The 18,317-nt window shown below is 63.1% G+C and carries 22 protein-coding genes; 5 read left to right on the forward strand and 17 right to left on the reverse strand.

The genetic code is table 11. The features are described 5' to 3' along the window. Positions 1 to 20: 20 nt before the first annotated feature. From EU803_RS09205 to petA, 3 genes are read right to left on the reverse strand one after another with little or no spacing between them, the layout of a single operon-like run. Positions 21 to 872: a cytochrome c1 gene (locus tag EU803_RS09205; protein ID WP_129682046.1), complete on the reverse strand. Its 852-nt coding sequence runs from the start codon at positions 870 to 872 to the stop codon at positions 21 to 23. 17 nt (positions 873 to 889) lie between these two features. Beyond that, positions 890 to 2,221 (reverse strand): cytochrome b N-terminal domain-containing protein, encoded by a 1,332-nt coding sequence (locus tag EU803_RS09210; protein ID WP_129682047.1) that lies wholly within the window; start codon positions 2,219 to 2,221, stop codon positions 890 to 892. A gap of 12 nt (positions 2,222 to 2,233) precedes the next feature. Continuing rightward, positions 2,234 to 2,794: a ubiquinol-cytochrome c reductase iron-sulfur subunit gene (gene petA / locus EU803_RS09215; RefSeq protein ID WP_129682049.1), complete on the reverse strand. Its 561-nt coding sequence runs from the start codon at positions 2,792 to 2,794 to the stop codon at positions 2,234 to 2,236. A 249-nt stretch (positions 2,795 to 3,043) separates the two neighbouring features. On the opposite strand from petA, the gene EU803_RS09220 reads away from it, so the two are divergent. After that, a complete protein-coding gene (locus EU803_RS09220) occupies positions 3,044 to 3,697 on the forward strand; it encodes an outer membrane beta-barrel protein (protein WP_129682051.1) in 654 nt (217 codons plus the stop codon). Between the two features lie 46 nt (positions 3,698 to 3,743). Here the strand turns inward: EU803_RS09220 and EU803_RS18585 are convergent, their stop codons facing one another. Genes EU803_RS18585 through EU803_RS09240 form a run of 5 tightly spaced genes read right to left on the reverse strand, consistent with a single transcriptional unit; the run spans position 3,744 to position 6,871 of the window. Continuing rightward, positions 3,744 to 3,914 (reverse strand): hypothetical protein, encoded by a 171-nt coding sequence (locus EU803_RS18585; protein WP_165352807.1) that lies wholly within the window; start codon positions 3,912 to 3,914, stop codon positions 3,744 to 3,746. Between the two features lie 3 nt (positions 3,915 to 3,917). Continuing rightward, positions 3,918 to 4,853 carry an OmpA family protein gene (locus tag EU803_RS09225; RefSeq protein WP_129682053.1) on the reverse strand — a complete coding sequence of 312 codons (936 nt, stop codon included), beginning with the start codon at positions 4,851 to 4,853 and terminating at the stop codon, positions 3,918 to 3,920. Next, positions 4,850 to 5,422 carry a peroxidase-related enzyme gene (locus EU803_RS09230; protein WP_129682055.1) on the reverse strand — a complete coding sequence of 191 codons (573 nt, stop codon included), beginning with the start codon at positions 5,420 to 5,422 and terminating at the stop codon, positions 4,850 to 4,852. Before EU803_RS09230 ends, EU803_RS09225 begins: the two co-directional genes overlap by 4 nt. 4 nt (positions 5,423 to 5,426) lie before the next feature. Next, entirely contained in the window at positions 5,427 to 6,152 is a 726-nt protein-coding gene (locus EU803_RS09235; protein ID WP_129682057.1) for a GNAT family N-acetyltransferase, read from the reverse strand. Beyond that, complete coding sequence (locus EU803_RS09240) at positions 6,149 to 6,871, reverse strand: molybdopterin-binding protein (protein ID WP_129682059.1); 723 nt, start codon at positions 6,869 to 6,871, stop codon at positions 6,149 to 6,151. The genes EU803_RS09235 and EU803_RS09240 overlap by 4 nt, the downstream gene beginning before the upstream one ends. Positions 6,872 to 6,912: 41 nt before the next feature. On the opposite strand from EU803_RS09240, the gene sfsA reads away from it, so the two are divergent. The 3 genes from sfsA to EU803_RS09255 all read left to right on the forward strand — a co-directional run bounded on the left by sfsA (position 6,913) and on the right by EU803_RS09255 (position 9,239). Next, the gene (sfsA, locus tag EU803_RS09245) at positions 6,913 to 7,614 is read left to right on the forward strand and encodes a DNA/RNA nuclease SfsA (RefSeq protein WP_129682061.1); all 702 of its coding nucleotides are present in this window, start codon (positions 6,913 to 6,915) and stop codon (positions 7,612 to 7,614) included. A 57-nt stretch (positions 7,615 to 7,671) separates the two neighbouring features. Then, positions 7,672 to 8,481, forward strand: a complete 810-nt coding sequence (gene map / locus EU803_RS09250) for a type I methionyl aminopeptidase (RefSeq protein WP_129682063.1) — start codon at positions 7,672 to 7,674, stop codon at positions 8,479 to 8,481. A gap of 83 nt (positions 8,482 to 8,564) precedes the next feature. Next, positions 8,565 to 9,239: a hypothetical protein gene (locus EU803_RS09255; RefSeq protein WP_129682065.1), complete on the forward strand. Its 675-nt coding sequence runs from the start codon at positions 8,565 to 8,567 to the stop codon at positions 9,237 to 9,239. On the opposite strand, the gene rsmD is transcribed toward EU803_RS09255, so the two are convergent. After that, positions 9,236 to 9,793 carry a 16S rRNA (guanine(966)-N(2))-methyltransferase RsmD gene (gene rsmD / locus EU803_RS09260; protein ID WP_129682066.1) on the reverse strand — a complete coding sequence of 186 codons (558 nt, stop codon included), beginning with the start codon at positions 9,791 to 9,793 and terminating at the stop codon, positions 9,236 to 9,238. The two genes, EU803_RS09255 and rsmD, sit on opposite strands and share 4 nt — an antisense overlap. Further along, positions 9,790 to 11,001 (reverse strand): FAD-dependent oxidoreductase, encoded by a 1,212-nt coding sequence (locus tag EU803_RS09265; RefSeq protein ID WP_129682068.1) that lies wholly within the window; start codon positions 10,999 to 11,001, stop codon positions 9,790 to 9,792. The genes rsmD and EU803_RS09265 overlap by 4 nt, the downstream gene beginning before the upstream one ends. Before the next feature lie 86 nt (positions 11,002 to 11,087). On the opposite strand from EU803_RS09265, the gene EU803_RS09270 reads away from it, so the two are divergent. Continuing rightward, a complete protein-coding gene (locus EU803_RS09270; protein ID WP_129682070.1) occupies positions 11,088 to 11,573 on the forward strand; it encodes a peroxiredoxin in 486 nt (161 codons plus the stop codon). Between the two features lie 6 nt (positions 11,574 to 11,579). On the opposite strand, the gene EU803_RS09275 is transcribed toward EU803_RS09270, so the two are convergent. The 7 genes from EU803_RS09275 to EU803_RS09305 all read right to left on the reverse strand — a co-directional run bounded on the left by EU803_RS09275 (position 11,580) and on the right by EU803_RS09305 (position 18,284). After that, positions 11,580 to 12,422: a mechanosensitive ion channel domain-containing protein gene (locus EU803_RS09275; protein WP_129682072.1), complete on the reverse strand. Its 843-nt coding sequence runs from the start codon at positions 12,420 to 12,422 to the stop codon at positions 11,580 to 11,582. Beyond that, a complete protein-coding gene (locus EU803_RS09280) occupies positions 12,422 to 12,721 on the reverse strand; it encodes a 4a-hydroxytetrahydrobiopterin dehydratase (protein WP_129682075.1) in 300 nt (99 codons plus the stop codon). Before EU803_RS09280 ends, EU803_RS09275 begins: the two co-directional genes overlap by 1 nt. Then, the gene (locus EU803_RS09285; protein ID WP_129682077.1) at positions 12,718 to 13,899 is read right to left on the reverse strand and encodes a GNAT family N-acetyltransferase; all 1,182 of its coding nucleotides are present in this window, start codon (positions 13,897 to 13,899) and stop codon (positions 12,718 to 12,720) included. Before EU803_RS09285 ends, EU803_RS09280 begins: the two co-directional genes overlap by 4 nt. Positions 13,900 to 13,947: 48 nt before the next feature. After that, on the reverse strand, positions 13,948 to 14,703 hold the full coding sequence (locus EU803_RS09290; RefSeq protein WP_129682080.1) for a glycerophosphodiester phosphodiesterase family protein: 756 nt from the start codon (positions 14,701 to 14,703) through the stop codon (positions 13,948 to 13,950). 3 nt (positions 14,704 to 14,706) lie between these two features. Then, a complete protein-coding gene (locus tag EU803_RS09295; RefSeq protein ID WP_129682082.1) occupies positions 14,707 to 15,171 on the reverse strand; it encodes a RidA family protein in 465 nt (154 codons plus the stop codon). 84 nt (positions 15,172 to 15,255) lie between these two features. Then, positions 15,256 to 16,551, reverse strand: coding sequence for an HlyD family type I secretion periplasmic adaptor subunit (locus EU803_RS09300; protein WP_129682084.1), 1,296 nt, complete (start codon positions 16,549 to 16,551; stop codon positions 15,256 to 15,258). Further along, positions 16,548 to 18,284 (reverse strand): type I secretion system permease/ATPase, encoded by a 1,737-nt coding sequence (locus EU803_RS09305; protein WP_129682086.1) that lies wholly within the window; start codon positions 18,282 to 18,284, stop codon positions 16,548 to 16,550. The genes EU803_RS09300 and EU803_RS09305 overlap by 4 nt, the downstream gene beginning before the upstream one ends. Positions 18,285 to 18,317: the final 33 nt, after the last annotated feature.

Below are 18,317 nucleotides of genomic sequence, written 5' to 3' on the forward strand. Positions count from 1 at the left end.
TTCAGGACGGGGCCAGTGGCCTAGTCTTCCTTGCGCTTGGCGGCGGCCTTGTGCGGCGCCCACAGACGCTTGTTCGTGGCGTAAAGCAGCGCGGCAAGAATGGTCAGGAAGATCACACCGGTCAGACCGGCCTGCTTGCGGGCCATCATCTTGGGCTCGGCGGCCCACATCAGGAAGGCGGCGACGTCTTCGGCTTCGTGGTGCAGCTCGGTCGAATGGCCATCGGCGAATTCGACGTCGTCACCCCAAAGCGGCTGACCCATGGCGATCCACGAACCGGGCACGGTGTGGTGGCCATGTTCGTCCTTACAGCTGTCAGGATAGCCCCCATTGGCGAAGGCAACGTTGTAGCTGCCCGGGAAATCCTCGGGCGCACATTCGGGCGCTTCTTCATAGCCGGTCAAGATCGACGCGATGTATTCGGCGCCACCCATGCCGCGGAACAGCTGGTTCAGACCGGTGCCATAGGGGCCGTGGAACCCGGCGCGGGCCTTGGCCATCAGCGATAGGTCGGGGGCTTCGGGCAGGGACGACGGCGGGAACTTGTCCGCCGGGGTCGCAGCGCGATAGTCCTCGAGCGCGGGATCGTAGACCTCGATCATTTCGGCATAGGCGCGAACCTGATCTTCCGGAAGCGCCGGGCCGCCTTCGTCATGCAGGGTGCCGATGCGGACGCGTTCCATGCCGTGGCAGGCAGAGCAGACCTCGGTATAGATCTGAAGACCGCGCTGCAGCTGCATCTGGTCATAGGCGCCGAAGGGACCTTCGAAGGAGAAGTCGAAGTCTTCGACATGGGCTTCACCGGCGGCAAGGGCACCCGTGGCGCTCAGGCCAAGGGCGACCGCGGCGGAAATGGTGAGTTTACGGAGCATCTTTCTTCGTTCCTTTCTCACTCGGCCGGGGTGCCGGACGATTTGCCGTAATGGGCGTTGAAGTCATCCTCGATCGTCGCGGGCTGCGGCAGGGGCTTTTCGATAATGCCCAGCAGCGGCAGGATGAGGAGGAAGTAGGCGAACCAGTAGGTCGCGCCGATCAGAGCGATGATCGGGTAGATCCCTTCTGCCGGCATGGCCCCGACCCACATCAGGACGAAAAAGTCGACCACGAGCAGGGCGAACCACCACTTGAACATCGGGCGATAGCGGCCCGAGCGCACCGAGGAGGTATCCAGCCAGGGTGCCAGCGCGATCACGATGATTGCGCCGAACATGGCCAGCACGCCGAAGAACTTCGCGTCGATGATACCGAAGGAAATCCAGTTAGCGAACTGAACCGCCCAGACGTCCGCGGTGAAGGACCGCAGGATCGCGTAGAACGGCAGGAAGTACCATTCGGGGACGATGTGGTTCGGCGTCGCCAGCGGGTTGGCCGGGATGTAGTTGTCCGGGTGGCCAAGGTAGTTCGGCATGAAGCCGACAATCGCCATGAAGACCACGAGGATAACCGCAAGTGCGAACAGATCCTTGATCACGAAATAGGGCCAGAAGGGCAGGGTGTCTTTCTGAGCTTCTTCCTTCGACCCGCGGCGCACGTCGACGCCGGTCGGGTTGTTGTTGCCGGTGGTGTGGAAGGCCCAGACGTGGACGATCACAAGACCCGCAATCACAAAGGGCAGCAGGTAGTGCAGCGAGAAGAAGCGGTTCAGAGCCGGCTGGCCAACAGAGCCGTTGGGCGTGCCAAGCAGCCAGACCTGGATTTCGTCACCAACAAAGGGGATGGCGCCGAACAGGCCGGTGATCACCGCAGTGCCGTGGAACGACATCTGACCCCAGGGCAGAACGTAGCCAAGGAAGCCGGTCGCCATCATCAGCAGGTAGATCAGCATACCGATAATCCAGGTCACTTCGCGCGGGGCCTTGTACGACCCGTAGTAGAGACCCCGGAAAATATGGGCATAGACGGCGATGAAGAACAGCGAGGCGCCGTTCATGTGGAAATAGCGAATCATATGACCGCCATTCACGTCGCGCATGATGTGTTCAACGCTGGCAAAGGCCAGATCGACATGCGGGGTGTAGTGCATCACCAGCACAACGCCGGTTGCGATTTGCAGCACCAGCGCGAAAACCAGAACGATCCCCCAGATCCACATCCAGTTGAGGTTCTTCGGGGTGGGGATCATCAGGGTGTCGTAGAGAAGGCCAAGCACCGGGAGGCGCCGTTCCAGACCCTTTGTAAACGCGCCTTTGGGCTCGTAATGATCGTGCGGAATACCGGACATCAGGCGTTCTCCTTAACCGAGCTTGATCGTCGTTTCGTCGACGAAGGCGGCGACGGGGACTTCGAGGTTACGCGGCGCGGGCCCTTTGCGGATCCGGCCTGCGGTGTCGTAGTGCGACCCGTGGCACGGGCAGTACCAGCCGCCGAAATCGCCCTGTTCCCCCAGCGGCACACAGCCGAGGTGGGTGCAGACGCCCATCTGGACCAGCCAGACACCGTCTTCGGACAACGCGCGGTTTTCATCGGACGCATCGGCCTCGCCGGTGAGGTTGCGGTTCTCCGCAGCCTGATCGGGCAGGTCGGCAACGTCCACAGCGCGGGCGGCGTCGATTTCATCTTGCGTGCGGGCCCGGATGAAAACCGGTTTGCCCTGCCACAGCACAGTCAGCTGCGATCCGGGGGTGACCCCGCTGACGTCGACGCGGATCGAGGCAAGCGCCTGCACGTCGGCGGAGGGGTTCATCTGGTTGACGAGCGGCCAGACAGCGGCGCCGGTCACCACTGCGCCGGCCCCAGCGGTGGCGTAGTAGATGAAGTCGCGGCGGGTGCCCTGGTGTTCTTCTGCTTGTGACACGGGGTGCATCTCCGAATTTTCCGGGCCAGATGGCCCATGCGAACAGGGACAGACGGCGGTTTCCCGCCGTCCGTTCGGGCGCTGTTTAGCTATCAAAATCCCCTACGTCCAGCGGACAATCGGGCGCAGGGGGCCTTGATGCCGAACAAATTGCCCTTTGGTCCCAAAAGGTCGCGTCATCCTGCCTCGCTTGTTTGCCTGCCTTGGCGGGCGTATAGAGGCGAAAACCCAAACCGAATGGTAACCCAGATGTCCCTGTCCCGTCTTCTTTCCGCGATCGCAATTGCCACCCTTCCGGCCGCCGCATCGGCCGAAATGGAACTGAGCTTCTACGGTGGTGCTCAAAGTGCGCCGCATACCAACGTGACGGTCTCGGGCGATAGCGTCCTTCCGGATCTGGAATTCACCGCTGGCTGGGACGGCCGGTCTCTGGCGATGCCACCCTACTATGGCGTCCGTGCCACCTGGTGGCGGACGGATACCTGGGGCTGGGGTTTCGACATCAACCACGCCAAAGTCTATGCCGATGACGAAACGCTGGCGGAAACCGGCTATGACCACCTCGAGTTCAGCGATGGTCTGAACATCCTGACGGTGAACGCCTACCGCCGCTGGCCGGGTCGCTGGGACGATTTCACCCCCTACGTCGGGGCTGGCCTTGGCATTGCCGTGCCGCATTTCGAACTGATCGACGAAGGCACCAAGACCTGGGGCTATCAGTACACCGGACCCGCAATCGCGCTGATGGCCGGGACCAGCTATGATATCAACGACACCTGGTCGGTCTTCGCGGAATACAAATTCACCTTCTCGATGAACACGGCCAAGCTGGACACCGGCGGCACGTTCGAGACCAATATCCCGACGAACGCCCTGAACATCGGCGTCGCCTACAAATTCTGATCGGCAAAGTGGGACGCCGGGCGGGTGATCCGGCCCGGCGTTTCGGTCAGGTCGACTTGTCGTCTTTCGCCTGCGCGGCGGCCTTCATCCGGTCCAGCAGGGCGGATTTGTCAGACTTTCCCCCAAAGGGATTCTTGTTCGATCCCTTCTGGTTGTGTTCCTTGTGGCGTGGCTTGTTCTTGGGGCCCTTGGGCGCCCCGGATTTGCTGTAGTCCATGTTCTAATCCGTAGATGTAAGGATGGCTTCGACGCGGCGATTTGCTTCGCGGCCTTCCTCGGTCAGGTTGCTGGCAATCGGCGCAAGATATCCCATTCCTTCTGCCTCTGTCTGGGCGCGGTCAACCCCATAGTCGGACACCAGCCGTTCCAGCACCGATGCCGCCCTGCGGCGGGACAGGGCCACGTTTGTTTCCAGCGACCCCGAGGCATCTGTATGCCCGACAAGGGCAATCTTCCGGTCGGGATGATCGCGCAAATAGGTCGCAAGCCCGTCCAGCGTGTCGAACGGGCCGGGGCCAAGGGTCGACGATCCGGTTTCAAAACTCAGGTCTGACAGGACCACACGCCCGGCCTGTTCAAGTTGAAGACCGATATCGCCCAACTGGGCAGCAGCCAGAGGGGGGGGCCGGGTCAGTGCGGTCTCGACCCGCACCGCAACATCGGGCGCCGAGGAGACCTGCGTGATCTGGACAAACCCCGCCCGCGCTGTCCGGCTGACAACGATCATCACGAATTCCGGATCAGTCGCGCCGGTGCGCTGCGCCGCCAGATAGCGGAAATCGGACAGGTCGACCTGCATCGCAGGGGAGGGTGCGATATCGACCCCGAATCGGAAATCGAACCCGCCGCATTGTTCCGTCTGGCAATTGTACAGCAGGTCATAACCCGCCTCGGCGATCTGGTCGCGCAATGGGGCGAGTATCTGAAGCGTCGTCAGCCCGGACCCGTCGATCCGCCAGACCTGCCTGACAACCTGTCCCTCGGCCCGACGGGTGGGGATATACCCCTCCACCCAGGATCCGATCGGCAGATCAAGGCTCGTACTGGCAGGTCCCTCTTCCAGTTGCAGGATCGCGTTCGCGGGCAGGTCAAGCGTGATCGCCCGACACAGCCCGGGCCAGATCGCGGCCAGCAGAAGAAGGCACAGGCGGATCATCGTGCCTGCGCGTGGTAGCCATCGTTCGGGCGCATGTCGGTGGCCGACGCGATCCGGTTGGTCATGTTGTAGAAGGCCGCAACCGAGGCGATGTCCCAGATGTCCCGGTCGCTGAACCCGACTGCCCGCAGGGCATTCCTGTCGGTCTCGGTGATCTTTGCGCTTGCGGTGGTGATCTTTTCGGAAAACTCCAGCATCGCCGTTTGCCGCGCGTCCAGATCCGCCACCCGCCAGTTCATCACCAGCATCTCGCCCAGCTTCGGGTCGCCCGACAGCTGCCGCACGGCTGCGCCATGCGCCGTCAGGCAGTAGTAGCATTTGTTGATCGACGAGACGCAGACCGCGATCATCTCGCGCTCCAGCTTGGTCAGGCCCGAGGCACCCAGCATCAGGTCGTTGTACATCGCCGTGAAGGCGTTCAGCTTGTCGATGTCGAAGGCGTAGGCCCGCAGCACATTCGGCACCATCCCCAGCTTGTCCTGACAAACGTCGAAATATTTCTGCGTCGCCTCGGGAAGCGGGTCCACCATCGGCAGGTTCAGGGCGGTGGGGGCGTCTGGCTGGGTCATGGTCTTACTCTGGCAGGATGCGGTAGTGATACTGTCCCACAAGCCGGAAGCCCATGGAAGCATAGAGCGCGTTTGCGCCGGAATTCGCCTGCGTCACCACCAGCGCGGTCCAGTCGGCACCTTCGGTCAACGCCCAACGTGCGATGGCCCGGATCATGTTGGCGCCCAATCCGCGCCGCCGATAGGCGTTTGACACCTCGACCGCATGAAACATGGCAACGCCGTCGTGGATGCCCGCATAGGCCGCGCCAGCCGGGCTGTTGTCGACCCGTCCAAGGATCGTCGTCTTGGGAAAGGGCGCGCGGTCCATCACCGCCAGTCGCCCCGGCCCGATCCCGCCTTCGGCCCAGACCTCGGCCTGCGCGGCCAGCCACGGCCAGCCTTCGATGGCGGTGACGCGGGGCGGCGGCGGCTCGGCAATCTTTGTGCTTGGGGCGACCATCAGGTTAACCGGATCCTTGATCCGGTAGCCGCGGTCCTCCAGCACCTTGTCCAGCATGGTTTCCCCGGCCCGCACCATGAACAGGCAAGGCTGGCCCAGCCGCCGCATCGCCGCTTCGGCCTGGGGCAGGTCGTCGTCGGTCCAGTCGCCATCGGCGGTTGTCGCGCTGACGCGTTGGCCGCCACCAAGGCCGGTGCGAATGGTCCAGGGACCCAGACGAACCCTGGCCGCCGCCGGCCAGGTTGCTTCGGTGACAGCATAAAGCGTCTGAACGTCGGGTTCCGTCATGCGGGGAACAGGGCCGAAAGCCGCACCATGGCCGCATCGACCCGACCGGCATCATGGCCCCGCACGACGATGTTGGACCCGTAAACGCCATCCTTCTGGAATGGGTAGGACCCGAAGGACAGATCGGCGAATTCATCGGCCAGATCGCGCAGCGGGATCGCGATATCGCCCTCGCCGCGCATCACCCGCAGGGTCTGGGACAACAGCGGCGCGCCGCCGGTCAGCGTGGGCAGGACGCTCGCCACCATTGCCTGAAACACGCTGGGCACCCCGGCCATGACGTGGACATTGCCAAGGGTGAACCCCGGCGCGGTGCTGACCGGATTGTCGATCAGCGATGCGCCGTCGGGGATCCGGGCCATGCGCAGACGCGCCTCGTTCAGCTCCTGCCCCGACCGGTCATAATGCGCCTGCAACAGGGCGCGGGCGTCATCCCGAACCCCGATATGCGCCCCAAAGGCCGCGGCGATGCAATCGGCGGTGATGTCATCATGGGTCGGACCGATCCCACCCGAGGTGAACAGGTGGTCAAACTTGGCCCTCAGGCTGTTCACGGCAGCGACAATCGCGCCCGCATCGTCACTGACGACCCGCACCTCCTTCAGGTCGATCCCGACCTTGGAAAGTTCCTGGGCAAGGTGGTGCATATTGGCGTCGCGGGTGCGGCCCGACAGGATTTCGTCACCGATCACCAGCATCGCGGCGGTTGGGTTGGTCATCTGGCTTCTCCTTGATCTTGGGATCGGTATAGGGTGCGCCCATGCGCTTTTCCACACCCCTTGTGCCCGCGACACTGGTCTGCCGATACAAACGGTTTCTGGCGGATTGTACCTTGGAGGACGGCACCGAAGTGACCGCCCATTGCGCCAATCCCGGCAGCATGATGGGGCTGGCCGATCCGGGGATGCGGATCTGGCTGGAGCCGAATGACGACCCGAAGAAGAAGCTGAAATTCGGCTGGCGGCTGGTGGATCATGGCAATGGGCATTTCACCGGGGTCGACACCTCTGTCCCGAACCGGGCGCTGAAGGCCGCGTTCGAGGCGCGGGGTGTACCCGGCCTGACCGGCTATGAGGCCGTCCGGGCCGAGGTCAAATATGGCCAGAACAGCCGTATCGACTTTCTCCTGACCGCCAACGGTGCCGATACTTATGTCGAGGTGAAAAGCGTCACCCTGTCGCGAACGCCCGGCCTGGCCGAGTTTCCCGACAGCGTGACGAAACGGGGGGCAAAGCATCTGGCCGAATTGGCGGATATGGTCGGGCAGGGGCACCGCGCGGTCATGCTCTACCTTGTGCAGCGGACCGACGCCCAGCGCGTGACGCTCGCCAGCGATATCGACCCGGCCTATCGCGCAGCCTTTGACGCCGCCCGCGCGGCGGGGGTCGAGGTGCTGGCCTGCGGCACCCGGATCACCCCGGATGGCGTGTGGCTTGATGCCGCCTTGCCCTTCGTGCTCTAGATCATCTCGGCCGCATCGCTTATGTGGGCCTCGATCACGACCAGAAGGACCAAGGGTTTGACCAAGCACAATGGCCGACTGACCAAGGAAGGCATTCGCATTCACGACGCATCCGACTTTGCCGGGATGCATGCCGCCGGCCGCGTTGCGGCGCAAATCCTCGACGACATCGCGGAGCATGTCTTTCCGGGTCAGAGCACGGCAGAGATCGACCGGATCATCACTGACATGGTCACCGCGCACGGCACCACCTCGGCTACGATCGGCTACAAGGGCTATCAGCACGCGTCCTGCATTTCCGTCAATCACGTGGTCTGCCACGGGATTCCGGGCGACAAGCTTCTCAAGGACGGCGATATCCTCAACATCGACGTGACGGTCATCCTTGACGGCTGGTTCGGCGACACAAGCCGGATGTATGTGGCGGGCAAGCTGTCGCGGAAATCCGAACGGCTGATCCAGGTAACCCATGATTCCCTGATGAAAGGGATCGAGGCCGCCAAGCCAGGCAATACCTTTGGCGACATTGGTCACGCGATCCAAAGCTATGTGGAAGGGCACCGGATGTCCGTCGTCCGCGACTTCTGCGGGCATGGGCTGGGCCGGGTGTTCCACGCGCCCCCGAACGTGCTGCACTATGGCCGCCCCGGCACCGGCCCGGTTCTGGAAGAAGGCATGTTCTTTACCATCGAACCCATGGTGAACCTTGGCCGCCCGGAAACCAAGGTTCTGGCCGACGACTGGACCGCCGTAACGCGCGACAAATCCCTGTCGGCGCAGTTCGAACATTCCATCGGAATTACCGCAAACGGGGCCGAGATCTTCACCCTCTCGCCCGGCGGCAAGTTTCACCCGACCTACGGATGAGACGGCCCGGACGGTCCGGCACACATTGACCCGACAGGGGTTTCGTCCCTAGGGTTGACGTACCAGACCTGAAAGGATCCGCCATGCGTATGCTCGGAACCCTGTGTGTCGCCGCGTTCCTGATGATCCCTGTTGGGTCGACCGCACAGGACGCCACGGTCGAGTTCAATTTGTTCAGCTACGAAGGCTTGGTCGTCTCCAAGCACTTCACATTCGATGCCGACTATACCGAGCGGTTCGGTATTGCCGTGCCCGCCGATTTCGAGATCGACCTTCCCCAGCGCGACGACGTTGACCTGATTGCCGATGGCCAGCCCGGCGGTGGGGCCTTTGTGAAATTCACCTATGCCACCGCTTCAGAGCCGCGCCAGTTTGTCGAAAACATGCAGATCGTGCGCGGCAGTTTCCCGGTCGATCCAAACGCCGAAAATCCCGAAATGGCCCGGCTACAATCGATGGATGCAGCCCTGCGCAACCATGCATTCCCCGCTGCGGTTCAGGGCTTTACTGATGCCCAGATTATCGGGTCGCGGGTAACCGGGATCAACGGGATTGATGCGGTCGAACTGGTCGGAACCTATGTGGACCCGTCGATCGGCTTGATGGGCCTGCGCATCGTCGGGTTGCCCCATCCGAACCAGGCCGAAAGCTATTTCGTCGTGATCAACGTGAACCTGACGCTTGTGCCCTTGGCAGGGCCCGAAGCCTTTGCCGAAAGCCTGACAGGTCAGGCCCTAAGCAGCTTTGCCTATCGCTAGACGACTGCCAGAAAGGTGATCCAGGTATCGCCGTAGCGGCGGGTTTCGATCAGGTCGAACCCGTCGGGGGCATGCTGCGGGCTGCTTTCTTCCCAGACGATCAGCGCGTCCCCGGAAATCCAGTCTGCCTGGACCGCCGCGTTCAGCGCCTTTTCCCCCATCCCCTTGCCATAGGGCGGGTCAAGAAACACCAACCCGCATGGCGCGGGCGCTTGCGGCAGCCTGTCGGCGGCGGTGGCCAGTAGGGTGCAATCGGCCTGCCTGCGCAGCTTGGCGATGTTGTCACGGATCAGGCGCTGCGACACCCGCCCATTGTCGACAAAGGTCACATGGGCGGCCCCGCGCGACAGCGCCTCAAGCCCCAGCGCGCCGGTTCCAGCGAACAGATCCAGCACGCGGACACCGTCGATCGGGTCGCCAAAGCGACCCCCCAAGAGCACGTTGAACAGGCTTTCGCGGGTCCGGTCGGTCGTGGGACGCAGATGCGCGCCCGCGTCCCCCTTGCCAACCGGGGTCAGGGCGATGCCCCGGTGCTCTCCGCCGATGATCCTCACCCTTTCAGCAGGGCCTTCATATCGGTGTCGGGGTCGCAGATGACCTCGGGCGCCGGGCTTTTGCCCATTTCGATCAGGCGTTTGCCGACCATGTAGTTGCGGGGATCGTTCATCGCGTCCACCGCGATCAGTTGATCACCCGCATAGTACCAATGGGACTGGGCCCCATCTGCGCCCGCCTTCACATGGACCGCGTCATAGCCGATGTTCAAACCGGCGATCTGCAGTTTGCAGTCGTATTGATCCGACCAGAACCACGGCTTCGGAACATAGGCGACACCCTTGCCGAGCATGTTCTGGGCGACGATATCGGCCTGGTCGATGGCGTTGCCGACACTTTCCAGCCGGATCACCTGACCCTTGAAGGTCAGCGTCGCGCAGTCGCCCGCGGCCCAGATATGCGGATCGGTGGTGCGACCCTGTTCGTCGGTGACGATGCCGTTTTCCACCTTGACGCCAGCCGCTTCGGCAAGGGCGGTGGCGGGCATGATGCCCACGCCGACGATCACGAAATCCACATCCAGCGTGCTGCCGTCAGTCAGGCCGGCCGAGGTGACGCGCGTATCGCCGTTCAGCCGCTCAAGCCCCACACCTTCGCGGATGTCGACCCCATGGGCGCGGTGCATTTCACGCACGTAGTCCGAGGTTTCCTTGGCCGCGACCCGTTGCAGAATCCGGTCTGCCATTTCCACCAGCGTCACCTTCAGGCCCTTTTTGGACGCGACCGCTGCCGCTTCCAGCCCGATATAGCCGCCACCGATGATCAACACGCGGCGGCCTTCGGCAAATTCAGGCTCCATCGCGTCCACATCCTGCAAATCGCGCACGGTATAGACGCCGTCCAGTGTGCCGCCGATGGCGGCGGGCAGGGTGCGCGGATGCGACCCGGTGGTCAGCGCCAGTTCGTCATAGCTCATCTCGGACCCGTCCGAGAGGGTCAGTTTGCGCGCCGCAGCGTCGATATCGACCACACGGGTGTTCAGCCGCAGGGTGATGTTGTTGTCCAGATACCAGTCCAGCGGACGCAGGTAGAGCCGCTCCAGCTCCATCTCTCCCAGAAGATAGGCCTTGGACAGGGGCGGGCGCTGATAGGGGGGAACGGGTTCGGCACCGATCAGGGTGATGTCCCCATCAAACCCCTCGGACCGCAGCTTGGCGACAAGGGTCGCTCCGGCTTGCCCGCCTCCGACGACGACAAAATGTGCCATACCCGTTCCTTTCCCAATGGTCAGTATCCCGCCGGACCCTATATCCATGTCCGTGTTGCACGCAATTCCTTGGAGGGACGAAAAACATGACGATTACGACCGGTCAGAAACTGCCCGATGCCACGCTGGCATTTATGGGTGACAACGGACCAGAACCGGTGGACCTGAGCGCGAAGCTTGAGGGCCGCAAGGTTATTATTTTTGGCTTGCCGGGCGCCTTCACCCGGACCTGTTCGGCCGCGCATCTTCCCAGCTTCATGCGCACCAAGCCAGAGTTCGACAAGAAAGGCGTCGATGAAATCATCTGCGTCGCGGTCAACGATGCCTTCGTGATGAAGGCGTGGTCGGATCAGACCGGGGCGGGCGCTGCCGGCGTCACACTTCTGGGCGATCCCGATTCCAGCTTTACCAAGGCCATCGGCATGGAATTCAGCGCCCCCGCCATTGGCTTTTTCGACCGGTCGCAGCGCTATGCGATGCTGGTCGAGGACGGGGTGGTGACCCACCTTCAGCAGGACGCGCCCGGCGAATGCAACATCTCGACCGGGGAATCCTTCCTCGACGCGATCTGACGCGGATCAGGATTGCTGGATCAGGGTCTGGGTCGGGAACGGAATATCGACCCCGGCCTTGTCCAGCGCCTCCTTTACAGCCCGTTTCATGTCGGCCTGATAGGCGAAGTAGTCACCACTTTTGCACCAGACCCGGACAAGGAAATCGACCGAGAAGTCACCCAGAGCGTTGACCTGAATGAAGGGCGCGGGGTCGGACAGGGACCGGGGGTCGGCCATGATGGTGTCGCGGATCACATCCTCGGCCGTTTTCAGGTTCGCACCGTAGGACACGCCAAACACCCATTCCGCGCGCCGTGTGTCGTAGACCGAATAGTTGATGATGGTGTTTCCCCAGACCTGTGCGTTGGGCACGATCACCTGCACATTCGCCGCCGTCGCCAGTTCGGTGTAGTTGAGCGAGATATCCTTGACCGTGCCCATCTGCCCGTTCACCTCGACGAAATCGCCCAGCTTGATTGGCCGGAATAGGATGATCATCACCCCGGCGGCAACGTTGGACAACGTCCCCTGCAACGCCAGACCAATGGCAAGACCGGCGGCACCGATCACGGCCACGATAGACGTGGTCTGGATGCCAAAGGTATTCAGGACAAACAGCCCGGCAAAGATCAGGACGGCATAGCGGGATATGTTTCCAAGGAAATTGAACAGCGTGGCATCAAGTTCCTTGTGCCTCTGACCAAGTGCCACGATCCGGCGGCGCAGCCACCCAGCCACGATGAACCCGGCGACAAGAATGGCAATCGCCCCGGCCACGCTGCCCAGCACGCCCATCATCACATCGAAGGTCAGCAGGTCACCGATGGTGTTGCCGTTGTAAATCTCGAAACTCAGTACCTTGTCCATCATACCCCCGCGAGGTCGTCCATTTTCCGCGCCAGCCGGAGATCCAGCTCGGTCAGCCCATTTACGTCGTGGGTGGTCAACACCACCGAGACCCGATTGTAAACATTGCTCCATTCCGGATGGTGGTTCAGTTTCTCGGCCCAGAATGCCGCCCGGGTCATGAACCCAAATGCCTCGACGAAATTCTTGAACCGATAGGTCTTCGAAATTGCGTCGCGGTCCGTGACATGCGTCCAGCCTGCCGCCGCGAGCTCCGCAAGGGCGGGGTCCCGATCCGGGCTTTTCAACAGCTCCGTCATTCCTGTTCCTCCACATCTACGCGCCGGAACGGGCCATAGCTGGTCAGGATCTCGATATCCTGATCGACCGCCCGGCGCTCTTCTTCCAGATAGGTTTCAACCGCGCGACGGAAACCCGGATCGGCGATCCAATGCAGGGAATGGGTCGCGACCGGCAGGTACCCCCGCGCAAGTTTGTGTTCGCCCTGCGCCCCAGCCTCGACCCGCAGCCCATGGGCGATGGCGAAATCAATGGCCTGATAGTAGCAAAGTTCGAAATGCAGGTAGGGGTGATGTTCCGTACAGCCCCAATAGCGCCCGAACAGCGTGTCCGCCCCGATGAAGTTCAGCGCCCCCGCGATAGGGTCCCCCTCCCGAAGGGCGAGCACCAGCAGGATGTCAGTCGCCATCGTCTCGCCGATCAGATCGAAGAACGATCGGGTCAGGTAGGGGCTGCCCCATTTGCGCGCGCCGGTGTCCTGATAGAACCGCCAGAAGGCGTCCCAATGTTCAGGCCGGATATCGGCTCCTGTCAGTTGCACGATGTCCCCACCGAACGCCTGTGCCTCGCGGCGTTCCTTGCGGATCGCCTTGCGCTTGCGGCTGGACAGTTGCGCAAGGAAATCGTCGAAACTGCCATAGCCGGGGTTTTCGAAATGAAATTGCTGCCCGGTCCGGTGCAGAAGGCCCATTTCCCGGCCCGCCAGCGCCTCTGCCTCGGTGCAGAAGGTGACATGCAGCGATGACAGCCCGTTGTCCGCCCCGATCTTCACCGCCCCTTCAAGGATCGCCGCCATACCGGCCTGTTCATATCCGGGCCGGGTCAGGAACCGGCGGCCCGTAGCCGGGGTAAAGGGCACCGCCATTTGCAGTTTCGGGTAATACCGCCCGCCGGCCCGTTCAAAGGCATGGGCCCAGCTGTGATCGAACACATATTCGCCCTGGCTGTGGCCCTTGGCATAAAGTGGCGCCGCGGCGATCAGGGTGTCGCCATCGTGCACGGTCAGATAGCTGGGCTGCCATCCGGTGCCGGGACCGACCGACCCGCTGTCTTCCAGCGCCTTCAGGAACCGGTAGGTGGTGAACGGGTCCACGGGGCGCGACCCGTCGGCCTCTTCCGGGCTGGCACAGGCGGTCCAGTCGCGTTCCGCGATTTCGGACAGGGTTGGGTGCATGGAAACGGTCAGGGTCGCGGTCATGCTGCTAAGGTGGCGGCATCGCCCGTCAGGTCAACCCCGGCCCAAGGATCAGGCAAGGTATTGTTCGAAGGTCACGTTGTCGACGATCCAGCGCGCGGCCCGCTCCTCCTCTGCCGACTTGATCGTCCAGCACAGGATCACCGCCCCGGCCGCTTTCAGTTCTGCCACCCGGTCCCGTTCAAGATCGGTCGATTCATGGCTGATAAAGCAGGCCCCGACCCTGTCATAGTCGGGGATCGGAGCCAGTTCGGCACGGCGGTCGGCGGGGATCGTCGGCCAATCCTCTGCCAGCCAGGACGATGTCGTCAGTCCCCGCGCCACCGACGGCGCATGAAGCGCCATGTCTGCCACGGAATGCGGGTTGAAGGACATGACCGCAACCGGACCGTCATACCCGACCAGCGCATCAGCCACCGCCCGCTCCAACGGGCCGACATCTGGGCCCATCGCCCCGTCCTGATCCTTGATTTCGATCAGCAGGGGCACCTTGCCCGCAACCAGCGCCAGAATTTCCGGCAGGGTTGGAATGCCCTCGCCATCGCCGCCCTTCAACGGGATCGTCCCAAGGTCCTCCGCCGTGCGCAGTGCAACCGCGCCGCTTTCCCCGGTCAGGCGGCCAAGGCTGTAGTCGTGAAACACCATCGCCTGCCCGTCGCTGGACAGCTGCACGTCGATCTCGATTCCATACCCCGCATCCATCGCCGCGCGGATGGCGGCGCGGCTGTTTTCCGGCCGTCCATCGGTGACATCATGCAAGGCGCGATGGGTCAGCGGGCGGGTCAGGAACGAGGGGTGCAGGGACATGGGCTATTCGATCTCGAAAATACCTTCGATCTCGACCGCGACGCCAAACGGAAGCGCGGCGGCCGACACGGCAGAGCGGGCATGACGGCCCGCGTCGCCTAAGGCCTGAACCATGAAATCCGAGGCGCCGTTGATCACCTTGGGCTGCTCTGTGAAATCGGCGGTCGAATTCACGAAACCCACCAGTTTCACGACCCGCTTGAGTCGGTCCAGATCGCCCCCGCAGGCCTTCTTGACCTGGGCCAGAAGGCTGATCGCGCAGGCGCGTGCGGCGTTCGCCCCTTCTTCGGTCGACAGGTCCGCGCCCAGTTTGCCGGTGATGAACCCGCCCTCGACCGCCGGAAGCTGGCCCGAGACGTGGACCATGTTTCCGACCTGAACGAAGGGCACGTAATTCGCCGCCGGGGTGGATGCATCGGGAAGGATCACCCCAAGTTCGGCCAGCTGTGTTTCATAGGTTCCCGACATCCGCGCGTCCTTTCCGTGCCTCGGTAATTTCGCGAACGCTATCCGGCTGTAATCCAGTTCGCAATCCGCCAAGCGACCAATTGATCAGCTTTCGCGGAACGCCTTGGCGAAGTAGTCCGACAGCGGCTTGAGAAGGTATTCGATCGGGCTGCGGTCCTCGGTTCGGATGAAAGCCTCGACCGGCATCCCGGGGATCAGGGTCGCGCCCTCCGGCAGGCGGTCCTGTTCGCCCTCCGACAGCTCGATCTGGGCCCGGTAGAAGGACAGCCGGGTCGCCTGATCCTCGAAGGCGTCTGCGGAAATCGTGACAACCTTGCCGGTCAGTTCCGGCGTTTGCCGCTGATCGAAGGCGGAAAACCGCAGCACCACATCCTGCCCAACGAACAGAAGGTCGATGTCGCGCGGTTCGATCTGGACGGCAATGACAAGCGGGCGATCCTGCGGCACGAGGTAAAGCACCGGTTCCGCCGGGGTCACGACCGACTGTTCCCCGAAAATCTGCAAGTCATAGACGATGCCCGCAACGGGCGCCCGGATATCCAGACGATCAAGCTGGGACAGAAGCGCCCGACGCCGTTCCCGCAGTTCCAATTCGTTGTATTGCAGGTCGCGCAGGTTCGAGATGGCCTGCTCGCGCCGGTCGCTGCCGATGTTGAGAACCTCAAGCTCCAGTTCGGTGATCCGCCCCTCCGCCTGTGCCGCCGTCGCCGCCAATTCGCCCGCGCGGCCGGACAGGGACGCCTCTTCGCGCTGAAGCGCCAGCACGCGGGTCGCCTGCGCCAACCCCCGTTCCAGCAGGCTTTGCTGATCTGCAAGCTCTTGCCGGACCAGCTCCAGTTGCGTGCCAATGGCGGTTTCCTGCGCGTGAATACCCTCGATCTGGTCCACGATCTGGTTGCGCCTGCGGGTCAGTTGTTCGATGGCATTCGCCTCGGTCTCTCTGCGGGCGTCATACAGCCTGCGCTGTCCGTCCATCAGTTCCTGCGCGATGGCGGATGTGCTGTCCGTCAAAAGCGGGTCGAAGGTCAGGGTCTCTGCCCCGTCCCGTTCTGCCTCGTAGCGGGCGCGCCGGGCAAGAACCTCGAACAGCTGCCCCTCGATCACCGATATTTCGGACAAGAGCGATTCGGAATCGAGTTGCACCAGAAGATCGCCCGCGTCGACGCTCGACCCTTCCTCGACCAATAGCGCCGCCACAACACCGCCATCCGGGTGCTGCACCACCTGCCGGTTGCGGTCCACCTCGATCCGGCCTGACGCGATGACTGCGCCTGTGATCTGGGCCATGACCGCCCAAGTGCCGAAGCCGCCCAGAAGAACGACCAGCATCAGGAGGCCGGCCCAGACCGGCCCTTTGGCGGACCAACGGTTCGGGGTCATGACACACCTCCGGGTTGCCGGGCCTTCTGAATTTCAGCCGCGTTCTTGACCAGATCGCGCAGCACCTCGTCCTTCGGGCCGAAGGCCCGTTTCGATCCGTTTTCAAGAACCAGCAGCATGTCGCATTCCTGAATCGCGGCAGGCCGGTGGGCCATGATCAGCACGGATTTGCCTTCGTCCTTGGCCGCGCGGATCGCCGCGTTCAGCGCCGTCGATCCTTCGTTGTCGAGATTGGAATTGGGTTCATCAAGGACCAGAACGACCGGGTCGCCATACATTGCCCGGGCCAGACCGATCCGCTGCACCTGCCCACCGGACAGCCTTCCGCCCGTCGCGGTAACGCGGGTATCGTAGCCATCGGGCAACCGCAGGATCATGTCATGCGCCGCGGCCTTCTTTGCCGCGCGCACGACCTCGGCGTCATCGGGGGTCAGGGACATGCGGGCGATATTGTCGCGGATCGTGCCATCAAACAGCTGCACCCGCTGCGGAAGATAGCCGACCAGCGCCCCAAGAACGTCCGGGTCGTATTGATCCAGCGCCGCGCCATCCAGCCGGATCTTGCCCATGGTTGCGGGCCAGACCCCAGTCAGGGCGCGGGCAAGGGTGGATTTCCCGGCGCCCGAGGTGCCGATCACGCCAACCGCCTGCCCCGGTTGAATGCGGAAGGTCAGGTTGCGAAGAACCGGTTGCTGCTCTCCCGGCGGAACGATGGACAGGGCCCCGGCCGACAGGGCCGCCTTCGGCCGGGGCAGCGCGGTGCGCACCTCTTCCGGGCCAATTTCGCCCAGCAGGCGGGCAAGGTTGGACCATCCTTCGCGCCCGCGCTGCACTACGGCCCATTGCCCGATCAGCAGTTCGATCGGCGCCAGCGCCCGGCCCAGAAGGATCGACCCCGCGATCATCGCGCCCGGCGTCATTTCATTGCGCAGGACCAAAAGCGCCCCGAGCCCCAACATGGCCGACTGCAAAAGCAGGCGCAGCGCGCGGGTGATCGAGGTAAAGCCCCCCGTGGTGTCCGCCGCGCGGATCGTGCTTTCCAGCGCTTCGGACCGGGCCGCGGCCCAGCGCCCGAAACTGGCGCCCCGCATCCCCAGCGCCTGCACCATTTCGCCCTCGGCCCGGATCTGCTGGCCCATCAGCTCTGCCTGCTGGATGCGGGCATTGGCGCTGGACAGGGGCCCGCGACTGCCCAGCTGGTTGGCCAGCGCGATCAGGATCAGAACCGCCCCACCGGACAGGGCCAGAATTCCAAGCCAGGGGTGAAACAGGAAGATCCCGAAGAAGAACAGCGGCGTCCAGGGAAGATCGAAAACGGCCATCAGGACGGGCGAGGTCATCAACCGTTGGACCGATTCAAGGTCGCGCAACCCGGTGACGGCCTCGGCCCTTGCGCGACCAAGGCTGCCCGCCCGCATCACCGCCCGGAACACCCGTTCGTCCATTGTGGCCTGAAACCGCGCACCGACGCGCGACATGATCCGCCCCCGGACAAGGTCCAGAATCGCCATCGACCCGTAAAGGAAGACCACAAGAACCGTCAGCGCGATCAGGGTTTCGACAGACCGCGACCCCAGCACCCGGTCATAGACGTTCAGCATATACAGCGGGCCGGTCAGCATCAGGGCGTTCACCACAAGGCTGAACGTGGCCACCGACCAATACAACAGCCGGGACCGCGCCCGAACCCGGCGCAATTCGGTCAGCCCCGCTGTCTTCGCTTTGTCCGCCATGCGCGTCTTTCCGCCTGCCCCTGCCACCGGTCG

This window comes from Loktanella sp. IMCC34160, assembly GCF_004145845.1.
Taxonomy (GTDB): domain Bacteria; phylum Pseudomonadota; class Alphaproteobacteria; order Rhodobacterales; family Rhodobacteraceae; genus SELP01.